General features: G+C 61.3%; 10 protein-coding genes. 4 read left to right on the top strand and 6 right to left on the bottom strand.

Features of this window, described 5'->3' with window-relative positions; all coding sequences use genetic code 11:
• Window positions 1-1,926 precede the first annotated feature (1,926 nt).
• From ilvN to purH, 6 genes are all read right to left on the bottom strand, one after another.
• On the bottom strand, window positions 1,927-2,430 hold the full coding sequence (gene ilvN / locus QMC96_06320; GenBank protein ID MDI6876369.1) for an acetolactate synthase small subunit: 504 nt from the start codon (window positions 2,428-2,430) through the stop codon (window positions 1,927-1,929).
• On the bottom strand, window positions 2,427-4,103 hold the full coding sequence (gene ilvB, locus QMC96_06315) for a biosynthetic-type acetolactate synthase large subunit (GenBank protein ID MDI6876368.1): 1,677 nt from the start codon (window positions 4,101-4,103) through the stop codon (window positions 2,427-2,429). The genes ilvN and ilvB overlap by 4 nt, the downstream gene beginning before the upstream one ends.
• Window positions 4,087-5,583 (bottom strand): 2-isopropylmalate synthase, encoded by a 1,497-nt coding sequence (locus tag QMC96_06310; protein ID MDI6876367.1) that lies wholly within the window; start codon window positions 5,581-5,583, stop codon window positions 4,087-4,089. Before QMC96_06310 ends, ilvB begins: the two co-directional genes overlap by 17 nt.
• A 1,289-nt stretch (window positions 5,584-6,872) precedes the next feature.
• On the bottom strand, window positions 6,873-7,574 hold the full coding sequence (locus QMC96_06305; GenBank protein ID MDI6876366.1) for a DUF4013 domain-containing protein: 702 nt from the start codon (window positions 7,572-7,574) through the stop codon (window positions 6,873-6,875).
• Between the two features lie 172 nt (window positions 7,575-7,746).
• Window positions 7,747-8,382: a DUF4013 domain-containing protein gene (locus QMC96_06300; GenBank protein ID MDI6876365.1), complete on the bottom strand. Its 636-nt coding sequence runs from the start codon at window positions 8,380-8,382 to the stop codon at window positions 7,747-7,749.
• Between the two features lie 1,005 nt (window positions 8,383-9,387).
• Window positions 9,388-10,875, bottom strand: a complete 1,488-nt coding sequence (gene purH, locus QMC96_06295; GenBank protein ID MDI6876364.1) for a bifunctional phosphoribosylaminoimidazolecarboxamide formyltransferase/IMP cyclohydrolase — start codon at window positions 10,873-10,875, stop codon at window positions 9,388-9,390.
• A 395-nt stretch (window positions 10,876-11,270) separates the two neighbouring features.
• On the opposite strand from purH, the gene QMC96_06290 reads away from it, so the two are divergent.
• The 4 genes from QMC96_06290 (at window position 11,271) to dnaJ (QMC96_06275) (ending at window position 16,199) form a co-directional block, all read left to right on the top strand.
• The gene (locus tag QMC96_06290; protein ID MDI6876363.1) at window positions 11,271-11,810 is read left to right on the top strand and encodes a nucleotide exchange factor GrpE; all 540 of its coding nucleotides are present in this window, start codon (window positions 11,271-11,273) and stop codon (window positions 11,808-11,810) included.
• The gene (gene dnaK / locus QMC96_06285; protein ID MDI6876362.1) at window positions 11,803-13,683 is read left to right on the top strand and encodes a molecular chaperone DnaK; all 1,881 of its coding nucleotides are present in this window, start codon (window positions 11,803-11,805) and stop codon (window positions 13,681-13,683) included. Before QMC96_06290 ends, dnaK begins: the two co-directional genes overlap by 8 nt.
• A gap of 20 nt (window positions 13,684-13,703) precedes the next feature.
• On the top strand, window positions 13,704-14,810 hold the full coding sequence (gene dnaJ, locus QMC96_06280) for a molecular chaperone DnaJ (GenBank protein ID MDI6876361.1): 1,107 nt from the start codon (window positions 13,704-13,706) through the stop codon (window positions 14,808-14,810).
• A gap of 282 nt (window positions 14,811-15,092) precedes the next feature.
• Window positions 15,093-16,199, top strand: a complete 1,107-nt coding sequence (gene dnaJ, locus QMC96_06275; protein MDI6876360.1) for a molecular chaperone DnaJ — start codon at window positions 15,093-15,095, stop codon at window positions 16,197-16,199.
• The last annotated feature ends 40 nt before the right edge of the window (window positions 16,200-16,239 follow it).

Raw genomic sequence — 16,239 nt, 5'->3', positions numbered from 1 at the left:
AAGGCTCGCAACTGCCCCGGTCTCTCCCCATACGACATATGCGGTTTATGCCTCAAAGCGAATCGACGAAATCAGACTCATCATCGAGAGGCTGCCGTCCGCCGATAGCCCGCCGGCGAAGATACCAGCAAAGGATGCTGGAGGCGGAAACTACCGGATCGGAAGGGGCGCTTCCCCCTCCGGATCAGCACGGCCGTACCTGCATCCGTCCTGCTGCGCCCTCGCACTTCGCAGCGATGCGGATCACTTGCAAGGCTCGGTTCGTGCTGCAGACAAATTGCTTGGGATAGATTTGAACACCGGATTCGACAGGAATAAAAATCCGATCTCCTCCGTCAATCCGCTTCTGTCTCATCAAAGCGGAGGAAGGCGAGCGATAGAGGCGCCGTTGCCCCCGTCCTCTTCACCCCCGGATTGCGACAATCCCTGTTCGCCCCAGGGAGCCTGCCCGGGATCCAATGCGAGGAGGGCTTATGGCAGGGCTGCTCGCCCCCTTCTCCCGCCCATTGAACCGGAAGGGTTACCAGGGGAGGGGATCGGTATCTCCTCAGCCTGCATGCGACCTTACTGCCCGGAGCGGGCATCCATCCCATTCGGGATTCGATCGGGCTGGAATAATAAATTCGGTGCTTGAGTGGCTCTGTTGAAAATCTGTCAACACGGAAACATGCTCCGATACGGCTGGCATCTCCGCAGGAGAGGGGCATCTCCCGAGGGGGAGACAATCCCGGGATGGAGAGAACCATGCAGCCTGACGCACGATTCTCTCCTATCGGGGAGGACCCCTGCTCTCGAACAATATCCACGGGATACAAGCAATCATACTTCGGAGAGCCACTCTCGTTTGAAATTGGGGGTTCATCATTGAGGGCACTCTCTCTTTCTTCTTCTGTGACCGAAGGTGCGTGGGCGTCTACAGAGTCGATTGGGTAACATCCTTCACCAGGGCTGCGATAAAGAGGGAAGGGCAGCCGCCTCGGACGAAGCGATCCCGCCATCGGGATCGTCTCTGAACGCGGTCGTCCATAAACCCTTCCGGTCATGCGGGCACAGTGAGCCCACGGGATGAGCGGTCGAAGCGCGCGTATCGGGATCAATCTTCCGGAAGGCTTCAATCGAGCGGAAGGGCCGTTCAATAGCGCTCCATTTCTGCTCGCGATCCCGTCGAGCCAGACCGCCCGCCCTCGTTTTAAGCGGGTCCGGCGGCGGGGACTCGCGGGAATGTCGCTCTTGTTGCCTCGGTTTCTCAGAAAGTGTCGATTCTCCTGGGAATCGTAGGCTGTATCCGCGATGGTGACGCCCCGTCTCTCAACGGTGCTGGGAATCTCGAATTGAACCACTGTTGGATTAAAGAGACGAGAATCGTGGATGTTCGCCGGGAAGATCGGACAGGTGACGGAGAGCCCCTGCGGGTCAACCGCAGCAAACAGGGTTAATCCCTCTGCTTCCCACAGCCATCGCGGTCGATACCTCCCCCTGTCCGCAGGACTGCATCGGTGTCTGTGATGCCGTGGGCAAGGTCGACCTTCGGAAGGTCGTAGCCGGACGGAAGAACTCTGATGCTTTCACCGCTGGCAGAGTTCGCGTTCGAGGTGGTATCAGTGTACGGTCAATCCGGTATCCTACTGCTCGAGGACGTCGCTCCCGATGCACCAGGCGGTCAGGACGCGGAGAATGCTGCTGGTGAATCATCGGATCGCACCGAATGCGGTGTGCGGTTTCTTCGGGGGCTATCGGAGAATTTCCCGGAGGTCTCCGTTGATTTCCCGAAACGCCATGACACGAACTCAGGATCCTCGGGGGTCTAATTGGGGGATGACCTCAACAGTCCGACGGACGACTGCCAGGAATGGAGCAGAGACCGGGATGCGCACGGGGAATCGCACGAATCGAAGTTCCCGGTGGACATGGCGCAATCGCGAAAAATTATTTTGAGCTCTGCACCGTCTTGGATCCACGAAGGACGGCAATTTTACCTGTTCGGACCAGCTCCTTGATGCCGTACTGGCGGAGGAGCTTCTCGAGGGCGTTGATCTTGTTGGTGTCCCCTGTCGCCTCCAGGACAACGGTCTTGGAGCCGACGTCGACGATCTGGGCGCGGAAGATGCTCGCGATCTGCATCACCTCCGCCCGGCTCGATCCCGGCTCTGCATTGACCTTGATCAGGGCGAGTTCCCGCTCGACGATCTCGTTCTCCGTGATATCCGAGACTTTGATCACATCGATCAGCTTGTTCAGCTGCTTCTGGACCTGCTCGATCTGGCTGTCGTCGCTCTCGACCACGATCGTCATCCGGCTCGATCCGGGCTCCTCGCAGGTGCCGACGGCCAGGCTCTCGATGTTGAACCCCCGCCGGCTGAACAGCCCCGCCACCCGGGAGAGGACGCCGGCACGGTTCTCCACGAGGACGCTCAGCGTATGGGCCTTCATCCGCTGTGACCCCCGATCATCTCGTTGATCGCGGCACCGGCGGGCACCATGGGGAAGACGTTCTCCTCGCGCTCGATCCGGAAGTCCAGGATGAACGGGCCATCCGCATCGATCGCAGCCCGGAGCGCCTGTCTCACGTCCTCCGCGGCATCCACGCGCATCCCGTCGATCCCATAGGCGCTCGCGATCCTGACGAAGTCCACGGGGGGAAGCTCCGTGTAGGAGTATCTGCGGTCATAGAAGAGCTCCTGCCACTGTCGCACCATCCCGAGGTACATGTTGTTCAGGATCGCCACCTTCACCGGCAGTCCGGTCTGGGCAACAGTCCCCAGCTCCTGGATGTTCATCTGGAAGCTGCCATCCCCGGCGATGTCGAAGACGGTCTCGTCCGGTCGGGCGCACTGGGCGCCGATCGCGGCCGGAAAACCATAACCCATCGTCCCCAGCCCGCCCGACGTGAGCCAGGAGCGGGGTTTCTTGAACCGGTACCACTGCGCTGTCCACATCTGGTTCTGCCCCACCTCGGAGACGATGATGCCCTCGCCGTTCAGGATGTTCGAGAGTTCCTGGATAATGTACTGGGGGCGAAGGCGGCCATCGCACCGATAGCGCAGCGGATGCTTCTCCTTCCAGACCCGCACCTTCTCGAGCCAGCTCTCCCGCCCGTCGCGCCGGTTCATGCGGTGGAGCATCGCCTGAAGGATCGCCTTCGCATCCCCGACGATGGGGACGTCGACCTTCTTGTTCTTTCCGATCTCTGCCGGATCGATGTCGGCATGGACGATGGTTGCGTTCGGAGCGAACGTCTGGATCTTGCCCGTCACGCGGTCGTCGAACCGCACACCAATGGCGAAGAGCAGGTCGCATTCGGTGACGGCGTAGTTGGCGTACTCGGTTCCGTGCATCCCGAGCATCCCCAGGTTCAACGGATGATCGGCCGGAATTGCGCCGAGCCCCATCAGCGTCGTGGTCACCGGCAGCAGCCCCCTCTCTGCAAATTCCACGAGTTCTGTCGAAGCCCCGGATGCGATGATCCCCCCTCCAGCATAGATCACGGGGCGCTCCGCCCTCTCGAGAGCCTCCAGCGCCTTTTCGATCTGGCGGACATGCCCCTTGTAGGTCGGACGGTAGCCTGGCAGGGAGATATGGTCCGGGAGGTGGTTCTCACCGGGGATCTGGTTGGTGCAGACATCCTTCGGTAGATCGATGAGCACCGGGCCGGGTCTCCCCGTCCTCGCGATGTAGAAGGCCTCCCTCACGATCCGCCCCAGATCCTTCGTCTCTTTCACAAGGTAGTTGTGCTTGGTGATGGGGGTGGTGATGCCGGTGATGTCCGACTCCTGGAAGGCATCGTTCCCGAGGAGCAGGGTGGGAACCTGTCCGGTGAGGGCGACGATCGGGACGGAGTCCATGTAGGCCGTCGCGATGCCGGTGACCAAGTTGCAGGCCCCGGGACCGGAGGTGGCGAGGCATACGCCTACACGGCCGCTGGCCCGGGCATACCCGTCCGCGGCGTGTGCCGCTGCCTGCTCGTGCCGTACCAGAATGTGCCGCAGTGACGAGTCGTAGAGCTCGTCGTAGATGGGCAGCACGCTTCCTCCGGGGTAACCGAATAAGGTCTCGACCCCTTCTCTCTGGAGACCCTCGATGAGGATCTTAGCTCCGGTCTTCATTCTCTTCCCTCAACAGTCTGTTCATGCCGGCGATGACCGCTTCAACGCTGGCCATGATGATATCGGTGCGAGCACCTCTGGAAGTAAGTATCTTCCCGTCTTTACTTAATTTTACCGTTACGTCCACTAACGCGTCCGTTCCGCCGCTGATCGCATCCACGTGGTACTCCTCCAAGCGGATGTCGGCCACATCGGCGACGGAGCGGCGCAGGGCCTCCATGGCAGCATCCACGGGGCCTGTGCCGGTGGCGGCTCCCGTCACCTCCTCCCCGTGTACGGTCATGGTCACGGATGCCGTCGGGATCACGTTGCTCCCGCTCACCACCGTGAACTGCCGCATCTGCAGCACCGGACTGCACTCGATGGCGAGGACAGCGTCTGCGATGGCCATCAGGTCTGCATCCGTGACCCGTTTGCCTTCGTCACCGAGCTGTTTGATGCGCTTGATGATCTCCCGCAGCTGGTTCTCGTCGGGGCGGTAGTTCATCTCGTGCAGGGCGGCCTCGACGGAGGCGGATCCCGAGTGCTTCCCCAGCACAATCCGCCGTTTCCGCCCGATCGACTCCGGTCGGATGGATTCATAGGTGCTCGGTTCGCGGAGGACGCCATGGGCATGGATGCCGCTCTCATGCGTGAAGGCCATCTCCCCGACGATCGCCTTGTTGACGGGGAGCGGCACACCGCTCAACCGCGAGACCAGGGTGGCAAGATGGTAGAGCTCCTCCGTGACGATGCCGGTCCGGTAGCCGTAGAGCACCTCGAGCGCCATGACGAGCTCTTCGAGCGGCGTGTTGCCCGCCCGCTCCCCCAGGCCGTTCACGGTCACATGGCATGCGCTCGCACCCGCTTTCAGCGCCGCGAGGGAGTTTGCCAGGGCCATCCCGAGGTCGTCGTGGCAGTGGATGGAGAGGGGCGCAAGACAGAGCGGAGGGATGAGCTCCGCCGTCCGCTCCGGCGTCAGCAGTCCGACCGTATCGCAGAAGCAGAGCCGATCGGCGCCCCGTTCCACGCCGCCGGCGAATACCTCACGGAGGAATGCCGGGTCAGCCCGGGATGCGTCCTCCCCGGAGAGCTCGACGATGAGACCCCGTTCCCGGGCGTATTCCACGGCGCTCCAGGCCATATTGCAGACCTCCTCGCGCGTCTTCCGCAGCTTCTTCTGGATGTGCAGGTCGCTCACGGGCACCACCAGGTGGACAGAGTCGGCATTGCATTCTGCCGCGTAGTCGATGTCCTGCCGGAGTGCCCGAACATAGGTGCAGATCTCGGCCGACAAATCCGCATCGGCGATCAGGCGCAGCGCCTCGCGCTCCCCCTCGGATGCGGCTGCAGATCCCACTTCGATGGTGTGTACCCCGATTCGGGAGAGGACAGAGGCGATCTCGAGCTTCTCGGCGGGTGTCAGTGAGACTCCGGGCGTCTGTTCGCCGTCCCGTAGCGTAGTATCAAAAAAGCGCAGGCGATTCGAGAATAAAGCAATCCCTTCTGGACTGTTCGGTCATGCATAAGAGTGGGGGCGGCGGATATTTAAACTATTGTCCGGCGGGTCCTGTCGAGATCCGTCTCGGAGGCAGACACGGCCCGAAACGCTTATTTTGCAGGCGGCGAGCCTTCGGCACCTTTGTCCGATGCTCCGGGGAAGGATCGGCTGGTTGCCCGGGATCACGGACCGCACGAATCCCGCGCTCGGTGGAAGAGACGCGGGACAGGTGCAGACTGGCCGGAGAGCAGATCTCCGGGGAAAATCGGATCCCCCGACGAGAGGCTCCCGGTTCCTCCCCGTTCGGGAACCGAAGTTTCCCGGATCGCGATAGAGCCGTCCGGCGCGCCTGTCCCGATCTTGATCCTCTCCCCCGCGACTGCTGGAGAACAGCGTCGGTGAGGGGCATCCAGCACGGAGGACGCTTGCCGGGCGTTTCCGGATGGAAGAGCAGGTCTCCCCCCTCGCTCGCCGTTTCCCCTTCCGGACACAAGTGCGCGGATGGTGTGTTGCCGGGCATGCGTTCCGCACGTGGGCGAATTCTCCTATCCGCCACGAATACGCCGTCATGCACCAATCAGCCCCGGCCCGCGGCAGAAATGGGAGGGTGCCCTCCGCCCGTCTCAATCCCGATAGCAGGATGTGTCCGACAACCGGAGGCATTTATCCTATCGAAGCCGTAAATGCGCCGATCCGGCCCGATTGGAAGGGAGCAGGGCAGGAGAATCAGAGAGGTGCGCCTGCTCTCCCCAGGGTTCCTTCACCACTATTGCGATGCGTCTCTGTTAATGAGCGGAGAAGGGCGAGAGGCATCGGTACGAACAGCGGATCTCATGCGGGGAGATCGGAGCGGCATAGAGGCTCTGTCGGCCGGCAGGAGGAACGGCGGATCCCCCCCTCTCCTGAGGATTAGGGCCCGGATCGGGTCTGCAGCGTCGAGAACCCGTGTACACCGAAATTGTCCGAAATTCCGAAAGTCCCCGCCTGGGAACCGCTGCCGAGTCCCTCACCGTCGGAAGAACCGTGTTATTTCGATACCCGCTGCCCCCATATCCGGGCCATGCCACACCCGGGGACAATCCCTCCGCGATCCTGGTGAGAAGCGGGCGCCGGGGATCCTCGCAGCATCCGGGCTCCCGCTCCCACCCGCCTGCATCCAGGCTCATTTCGGCCTTGGATGCACAGAGGGTCGCAGGATGAGAACGGGTGACGGGCTGCACGAGATGGGTGACGCCATCGTGGATGGCAGCAGAACAGGATCGGTTCTGTAAAAGCAAAGAGAGAAGGGATCAGGCAGGCTGGTGAGGACGTGTGCCGCTATCGTAGACCAGGGCGATGTAGCGCGATTCGAAGATGACCACCGCCGGCGTCAGGAAAAGCCAGAAGATCCAGCCAATGAACGGTATTCCCGCCAGGGCGGAGAGAGCGGCCCCCAGGACGATCGAGACCACCCAGATGACGATGAGCGCCACGATGTATTGACTCCACCCGATGCGTGCGATGTGGTCGAGGATGGCGCCGAAGTTGAAGGCCTCTCCGAACCTATCCGTCCGCGCCATCCGCACGAGCCCGATGATGGAAAGAAGCGCGATTGCCAGCCCCACTAGGATGGCGAGTATGATACCGATGCCGAAGGCGAACAGGGCTGGTGCGAGCACCTGCGGATTGCCGGCGAGGGGATCGGGACTCCCGCTTGCTGCCGACCTGGCGATGGCATCCAGCAGGGCGATATCCCCGAACACGAGCATGATCAGGATCGCCGGCAGGGCATAGATGAGTGATGCGACGAAGTACTTCAACCCGTCGATGAAAAGCCTGCCCCAGCCCTCCAGTTCGGGATCCTGCTTGCCCCGGTAGATCTCCATGATATAGCCAAGCAGGAGTGGAAAGATGATTGTGCACGGGATAAGAAGGATCCAGCGTTTCCACTTCCCCCACAGGAGATCCCGCGTATAGTCGAGCGAGTCTCCCAGCATGCTTCCGTAGTCCATGACGATACAACCTCACGTAAACGGTAAGGCGTGAAGGTGTATTTGAATGTAACTGCGCCGCACGGCAGTTTGATCGGCTGGAAATGCATTTTCGAGCCTCGGGAAGGGGAGAGGATGCATTTCGCGCCCGGAAACCGGAATCCGCAGACTGCGCTCTTCTGCCTCACCGCAATCAGACCGGGGCAGCATCGTACAGGATCGTCAGGTACCGGGAGAGGAATACCCCGAAGACGGGGCCAAGGATGAACAGCAGCGCCCATCCGAGAAAGGGGATCATGAGAAGCCCGAGCACCACAATCCCGATCGCGAGTACGGGAACCAGGAACGAAACGATGTAATTTCCCCACCCGATGCGTGCAATATGGTCGAGGATGGCGCCGAAGTTGAACGCTTCTGCGTAATCGTTCGTCCGCGAGAATCGGATCGCAGCAATGGCCGCAATCAGACCGACAAGTATGGACAACAGGAACGTGACGAGGGATCCGAGGACCACGGTCCCGAGGATTGCTATTGCAGCAGATGCGTCTCCGGACAGGATCATCGTGGAGAGGAGGGCATATGTCCCGCCGAAAAAGGCGAGCGCTATCACGATGACAGGGAGGGCATACACGGCAAGAACAACCAGCAATTTCAGGCCCTCGATGAATACCTCCTCCGTATCGGGTATCCGTGTCGGAGGTTCTACCTCCCCCTGCAGGATATGCCGGTAGTAGCCCAGGTTGATCGGGATGTAGAGGGCGAGAACCAGCCACTTGACCCATTTTCCCCAGAGCGTATTCCGCGTGTACCGGAATGCATCCGCAACCATCGCACTGAAATCCATCAGGAGCCCCGATCCGATCAGCTGGTATGCTGCACCTCATAAACGTGCCGAAAGGCTCCGGGATGAAGAAACTCCGACCTCTCGATGCCCGAACACGATCCGGCTGCGCCGGAAATCCCGTCCTGGATCGGTACGTTCTCGAGAACGCGCCGACCGGGTCCCATGCCGCCGCTGATCCGATGGGGCACCCCCCCCGGGGGGGACCGCGATCCAGATTCGGATCCCGCATACGAAAGGAGTGCCCTGCCAAACCCTGACTGCCCCAATCCCTCCCGCGCCTCCGCACACAGGTCCGGGGGAGGTCTTGACCTTTCCCCCACTTCACTCTCCGTCGGTTCGATAGGCCTGAGTTGTGATTTCGGGAGTAGGGGCTGTGAGCCCGAATTTGCATCGAGAATGCACTTGAGGATTCCCCGTGAGTTACCGTATCCGCCGGGCATTCGTGACCAGCAGGGGAAGGGGCATGGGGGAGAGGGGCGCGAACCCAAGCGATAGGACCCGGTTACCGGCCAGCGGGATTTGATGGGCATCGGGAGCGAATGGGCTAGCATCGAGCTAACCCCACGGACCGTGGATCTCTTCGGTATCCCTGAAGGGAGGCTTCCGCATACGGGATGAGGCCGGGAGATTCCAGGATGCCGCAATGGCGGTGCGGGGTGTGCAGGGCCCCTTCGGACCTCCAATCCCCAGTACTCCAGATCTGCGTTGCGTCTCCCGACAATCGGAACAGGGGGACACTGCCGCATCGTGACGGATAGAGAGGGAGCCGATCCGCCAACCTCTCCGATGCACAGCAGACTAATTCGTCCTGTGTCCCATTGGGCCGTGGGAGTGTGCGCTCCCCTCCTTCCGGAAGAAGGCAGCTCCGGGGTCGGCGGCGGAACCGGAGCCGCGACGGGATATGTAGCGAACTGCGGATCCGGTTCCGATCTGCAATGGAAAATGGGATGGGTTCGATGGTCCGGCACCGTCTTCAGCAGGAGGGCGGATTCAGTGCTTGAAATGGCGTACCCCCGTGAAGATCATCGTCACATCCAGCCGGTTTGCTGCCGCGATGACCTCATCGTCCCGGATCGAACCCCCGGGCTGCACCAGGGCGGTCGCCCCCGCTGCCGCCGCCTCCTCGAGGGTGTCAGGGAAGGGCAGGAAGGCATCCGAGCCCACTGCGCTGCCCTGCAGGGAATCTCTCGCCTTGGCGATGGCAATCCGCGCCGAGTCCACCCGGCTCATCTGACCGGCTCCGATCCCGACGGTCTTTCTGGCATTCGCAAAGACAATCGCATTGGAGCGTGTATGCTTGCACACCCTCCAGGCCAGCCTCATGGCCGCCAGTTCCTCCGCATCCGGATCCCGTTCTGTCACGACCGTCCAGTGCTCCTGGTAGGGCGGCGTCCGCTGCACCAGGATCCCCCCGTCGATGCTGCGGATTGATTCCTCGTCCGGGAGCGGTGTCCGCAGGAGAATGGCTCTTAGATTCTCTTTCTTCCGCAGAACCATCGATGCGTCCTCGGTGTAGGAGGGGGCGATCACCACCTCAACGAATGTCTTCGTGATCTCCTCCGCCACATCCCTCTCCACGGTACGGTTGAGGGCAACGACGGAACCATAAGCGGAGATCGGATCCACCTCGCGTGCCGTGATATAGGCGGAGAGGAGATTGTCTCCTATCGCCACGCCGCAGGGGTTGTTGTGCTTGACGAGCACAGCACAGGGATCCGCAAACTCGCTCAGGAGAGAGACGGCGGAACTGGCGTCCAGATAGTTGTTGAAGGACATCTGGCGTCCCTGGAAGGGTTCTGCTCCGGCGATGCCCCGCTCCCCGTACACTGCCCCCAGCTGGTGAGGGTTCTCGCCATACCGCAGCGCACGGCCGTTCCGGAACTGCAGGGTATAGATCGGAGGAAATGTCTCTCCCAGCCCCTGGAGGAAGTTGCTGATCGCTGCATCGTAGGCGGCAGTCCTGGCGAACGCCTTCTTCGCCAGGTACAGCCGCTGCTCCGGGGAGAACCCTCCCCGCTCGACCGCCTCTTTTGCCATGCCGTAGTCCTCCGGATCGACAAGCACCGCTACGTAGCGGTGGTTCTTGGCCCCTGCCCGCACCATCGCCGGGCCGCCAATATCGATGTACTCCACGAGCTCCTCCAGAGCCAGACCAGATCCAGCCTTCTCCTCGAACGGATACAGGTTCACCACGAGAATTTCGATATACTGGAACCCGAGCGCGGCGGCCGTGCAATCGTCTATCCCCGGCCGCCCGAGGAGCCCGCCGTGGATCCGGGGATGGAGCGTCTTCACACGCCCGTCCAAGATCTCGGGGGATCCCGTGTACTCCGCCACCTCTCGATACGGCACGCCGCCCTCTGCCAGTGCCCTGCCTGTGCCGCCCGAACTCACCAGGGAGTAGCCGTTTGCGACAAGCGTTTTTGCCAGATCGACAATCCCTCTCTTATCCCATACCGACAGCAGTGCCCATTTCATACCAACGCGTTCAGCTCCCTATGATAAAATACCGATGCTCCGTTCGCCGAGAACTGCCCCCGATCCGGGATCGCAATCGCCAGCACCGAGGGGCTTGACGAACTTCCCTGGGAGCTTCTCTGCCGGTGCGGATCCTGCACCGCTCTCCGCTTCCCCGCCCGCTGCAATGCACTCTGGGGGAGCATGACAGCGATGCCGCGGCGGGAGAGCCGCTGGCGTCCAGGCATGATGTGCCGGATTCGGCGTAAGAACCGTATCCGCGTCAGCATGGCAGGATATCCTGAAATATTGTGCAAAATTCAAAACAAACAGCAAACAAGACCTATTTATAGTCGCATTTGCACAAATAATATATAGAACTACAATACAATAGTTATTGAGATCCGGAGTGTAGCATGCAGAATCAGTCGACAGAACGGGGAAATGCTAAGGCTTCGCAGGGCGCTGCGGAAGGCGATATCGATCTGCAGTCCGCCCTTGAGGAGGAGCGGAAACGGTATGCCGAACTTCAGGACCGGTACATCCGCCTGGCGGCAGATTTTGACAACTACCGCAAGAAATTTGACAGGGAGAGGGATGCCATCGTCTCCCTCGCGAACCAGAACCTGATCGCCGAACTCCTTGTGATTGTCGACGATTTCGAGCGGGCTCTCGCCTCGATCGAGAGCGAGGAGAACCGGGAAGGGCTCGAGATGCTCCAGAAGAACTTCCTCAAGATTCTGGAATCCCATGGTCTCCAGGCCATCGAATGCCTCGGCAAGAAGTTCGATCCCAATCTCCATGACGTGCTCGCGCAGGAGGCGAGCGAATGCGAGAGCGGGACCGTGCTCGAGGAGTACCAGAAAGGCTACATGCTCCGATCCAGGGTGATTCGCCCGTCGAAAGTCAAGATTGCAGAAGATAGCAGGGATAGGAAAGGTGAGCACCATGAGTAAAGAGAAGATTATCGGAATCGACCTCGGGACCTCGAACAGTCAGGCGGCCGTGATGCTGGGCGGCAAGCCCACGATCATCCCCTCAGCGGAGGGTGCGACGGTTGCAGGAAAGATGTTCCCCTCTGTGGTGGCCATTGCAAAAGACGGCCAGCTGCTGGTGGGGGAGCCCGCCCGCAGGCAGGCGGTGAGCAACCCGGAGGGGACCGTTCTTGCCGCCAAGAGGAAGATCGGCACCAATCACACATACACCATTCACGGCAAGCAGTACACGCCCCAGCAGATCTCGGCATTCATCCTGCAGAAGATCAAGCGGGACGCCGAGGCATTCCTGGGGGAAGAGATTAAAAAAGCCGTGATCACGGTTCCTGCATACTTCAACGACAACCAGAGGACCGCCACGAAGGATGCCGGCAGGATCGCAGGCCTCGACGTTGTGCGGCTGGTGAACGAACCGACGGCCGCTTCGATGGCGTACGGGCTGGACAAAGCGGGAGAGCACAAGATCCTGGTGTTCGATCTGGGCGGCGGCACCCTGGACGTAACGATCATGGAGTTCGGAGGCGGCACGTTCACTGTGCTGTCCACGTCCGGCGACACTCAGCTGGGCGGCACCGACATGGACAACGCAGTAGTGGACTGGATCGTCGAGGAGTTCAAAAAACAGGAAGGCGTGGACCTGAGAAAGGACAAGATGGCCATCCAGAGGGTGCGGGAGGCGGCGGAGAAGGCGAAGATCGAACTCTCGTCGGTCCTGGAGACCGAGATCAACCTGCCGTACATCACGGTGGACAAGGAGGGTCCCAAGCACCTCGCCCTCAAACTCTCCCGCTCCCGGCTGGAGCAGCTCGTCGATCCCATCATCTCCCGCTGCATCCATCCGATCGAGCAGGCGCTCGCCGATGCCAAACTGACCAAACGGGATCTGAACAAGGTGATCCTCGTCGGCGGACCCACCCGCATGCCCGCGGTCGTGAAGTTCATCGAGGAGCAGACGGGTCTGAAGCCCGAACGGGGCGTCGATCCGATGGAATGCGTCGCGATGGGCGCTGCCATCCAGGGTGCGATCCTGGCCGGCGAGATCACCGATCTCCTGCTGCTGGACGTGACGCCGCTGACTCTGGGCATCGAGACGCTCGGCGGCGTCATGACCCCGCTTATCGAGCGTAATACCACGATCCCTACCCGGAAGAGCCAGATCTTCTCCACCGCGTCCGACTTCCAGACGGCGGTCACCATCCACGTGCTGCAGGGAGAGCGGCCGATGGCCGCGGACAACATCAGCCTTGGGCAGTTCAACCTGGTGGGCATCCCGCCGGCTCCCCGCGGCGTGCCGCAGATCGAGGTCGAGTTCGACATCGACGCCTCGGGCATCCTGAACGTCTCGGCAAAAGACCGCGGAACCGGCAAGGAGCAGAAGATGACCATCTCCGCATCCACCAAGCTCTCGGACAAAGAAGTCGAGAAGATGATCCAGCAGGCCAAGGAGTTCGAGGAGGAGGACAGGAAGCGGAGAGAGGAAGTGGAGACCCGGAACAATGCCGATTCGATGATCTACACTGCCGAGAAGACTCTCTCCGAACTGGGCGACAAGATTGGCGCAGAGCAGAAGGACAGACTGGAATCGGCCATCAAGACTGCCAAATCGGCCCTGGAGGGCAAGGATATGGACAGGATCCGGCAGGAGACCGAGAACCTGCAGAAGGTGCTGCAGGATGTGGGGACGGTCATCTACCAGGAGGCAGCGCGCAAGTACGCCGAAGAAGCAGCAGAGAAGAAGGCAGCCGGAGAATCTTCAGGGAATGCCGAAGGCCCGTCGGGCTCAAAAGACAAAGAAAAGGTCGTTGACGCCGAATTCAAGGTCGAGGAAGAGTAAACTCCCCATTTTTGACCGGCATGGATAAAAGAGACTACTACGAGGTGCTCGGGCTTTCCCGCGGAGCGTCGCAGGACGAGATCAAACGGGCATTCCGTCAGCTCGCGCGCAAGTATCACCCGGATGTGAACCCGAACGACAAAGAGGCGGAGGAGCGGTTCAAAGAGATCAACGAGGCGTTCCAGGTGCTGAGCGATCGCGAGAAGCGGGCTCAATACGATCAGTTCGGCCATGCCGCCTTCAAGCCCGGCGATTTCGCGGGTTTTCGGACATCCAGCTTCGAAGATCTCTTTCGGGACTTCGGATTCGGGGACATTTTCAATGTCTTCGGGGGCGGCGGCAGGGCGTCTCGGGCTCGGGACGGTGCCGATCTGCGGTACGACGTGGAGATCACGCTTGCGGAGGCGTATAGCGGCCTGACGCGATCGTTCGAGATCCCCCACTCGGCAGAGTGCACCACCTGCAGAGGGGTTGGGGCAGTTCCGGAACATATGAGGGATTGCCCCGCCTGCCAGGGCAGCGGCCAGATTCGGAGAGTGCAGCGGAGCGCATTCGGACAGATGGTGAACATCGCCACATGCAGCCGCTGCGGCGGGCGCGGAAAGATCATCGAGAAGCCCTGCAGGACCTGCGGGGGTACAGGGCGTATCCAGAAGACCAAGAAGATTCGGATCACCATCCCGAGCGGCGTGGACGATGGTCAGTACCTTCGGATCGCCGGCGAAGGGGAGCCGGGAGAGAGAGGCGGTGTGCCGGGCGATCTGTACGTCGTGGTGCACGTGCAGGAGCACGAGATCTTCGAGAGGCACGGAGCCGATCTCTTCTGCAAGACGGTTCTCCCGCTCAGCACCGCGATCTTCGGCGGCGAGATCGAAGTGCCCACGATCACGGGGAAAGCAACCCTGAAGATCCCTCCGGGAACGCAGAGCCACACGGTGTTTCGGCTGAACGGGCAGGGAATGCCGCACATCGATTCGAAGGAGAGGGGGGACGAGCTGGTGAAAATTGTCGTGGAGATTCCGCGGCATCTGACACCCCACCAGGAGGCACTGCTGAAAGAAGCCCTCCTGGATCAGCCTGTTGAGACGAAGAAGGGTTTTTTCGAGAGGCTGCGGGAGTACGTCTGAAGGGGGCGTCCTGCCGATCCGGGGAGCATCGGGGGCAGAACCGCGTGCCCCCGGCATCTTGGGTATACTCTCCGTGTGGATGGGGGCGGCGGTGCGCACCGGCAGGATCGGCACGTCCTGCCGTGCAGGGCACCTAGTTTAAAGATGGATAACGGCGCACCGGTACGCAAGGAACCGCAGTGCATGCCGAAATGACACGGACGATACCCCGAATTCACCTGTTTTGCAGCATGAACGGCAGGATGCCCCATGCCGCCCCGAATTCCGCAGGAGAGTGAGCCAGTGTCGGATGACTACTACGACATCCTCGGCATACCGAGAAACGCCACGGACAAGGAGATAAAGGCTGCATTTCGCAGCCTCGCACGGAAGTACCATCCTGATGTCTGCAGGGAAAGGGGTGCCGAGGAGAAGTTCAAGAAGATCAACGAGGCTTACAGCGTGCTCTCGGATCCGCAGAAGAGGGCGCGGTACGACATGGGAGGCAAGAGCGCATTCGAGGGCGCCTCCCCCTTCGGCGGAGGGTTCGGAGGTTTCCATACCGACTACTACGACTTCGGTGACATCTTCGACGCGTTCTTCGGGGGTTTTGGTGAGCGGTCCCGCCAGAGGCAGGGGCCGATCCCGGGCGCGGACATACTGATCCGCCTTCGGATCAGTCTGGAGGAGGCGGTATTCGGGGTGGATAAAGACGTGGAGGTCGATCACACCGAGGCATGCCCGGCATGCGATGCGACCGGCAGCGTCTCGAAGCGGCTCCGGCCGTGTCCGACCTGCGGGGGCAGCGGTCAGGTGCGGCATGTCCATGCGACCGTTCTCGGACAGTTCATTCGGGCCGCCCCCTGCGGAGCCTGTCGCGGACGGGGGAGGGTTGCGGAGACACCATGCACGCAGTGCCGAGGAACCGGCCATGTGCAGGCCAGAAAGAAGGTACGCGTGCACGTGCCTGCCGGGATCGATACGGGCATGCGGCTGCGTGTCGGCGGACTCGGCGAGGCGGGCGAGATGGGGGCGCCGAGCGGAGACCTCTTCATCGAGGTGAGTGTCGCCCCCCACAGACGGTTCTCCCGCGCGGGAGACCATCTGGAGACGACCATCGAGATCACGCCCGCTCAGGCCGCTATCGGCTCGTCCGCAACGGTGGAGACGATCGACCGCAAGCAGGTGGAAGTCCAGATCCCGGAAGGTACGGAGCAGGATGCTGTCCTCACCGTGCCCGGAGAGGGTGTGCGGAAGAAAGGAAGAAGCGGCGATCTCCGCGTTCGCGTGAAGATCCGCACGCCCCGGCACCTCTCGGCGGAAGAGCGCGACCTGTACCAGAAACTCCTCCAGCTGGAGGGGAAAAAGAAGCCGAAGAGGAAGGGGCTCTTCGGCCATCTCCGGGGATGAGACTCTGTCTTCCTTCCGCACCTTGCCGTCAGCAGCACCG

The sequence above is a fragment of the Methanomicrobiales archaeon genome, assembly GCA_030019205.1.
Lineage (GTDB): Archaea > Halobacteriota > Methanomicrobia > Methanomicrobiales > JACTUA01 > JASEFH01.
The sequence above is the reverse complement of the archived record's forward strand: the minus strand, read 5'-3'. Positions and strand labels throughout refer to the sequence as shown.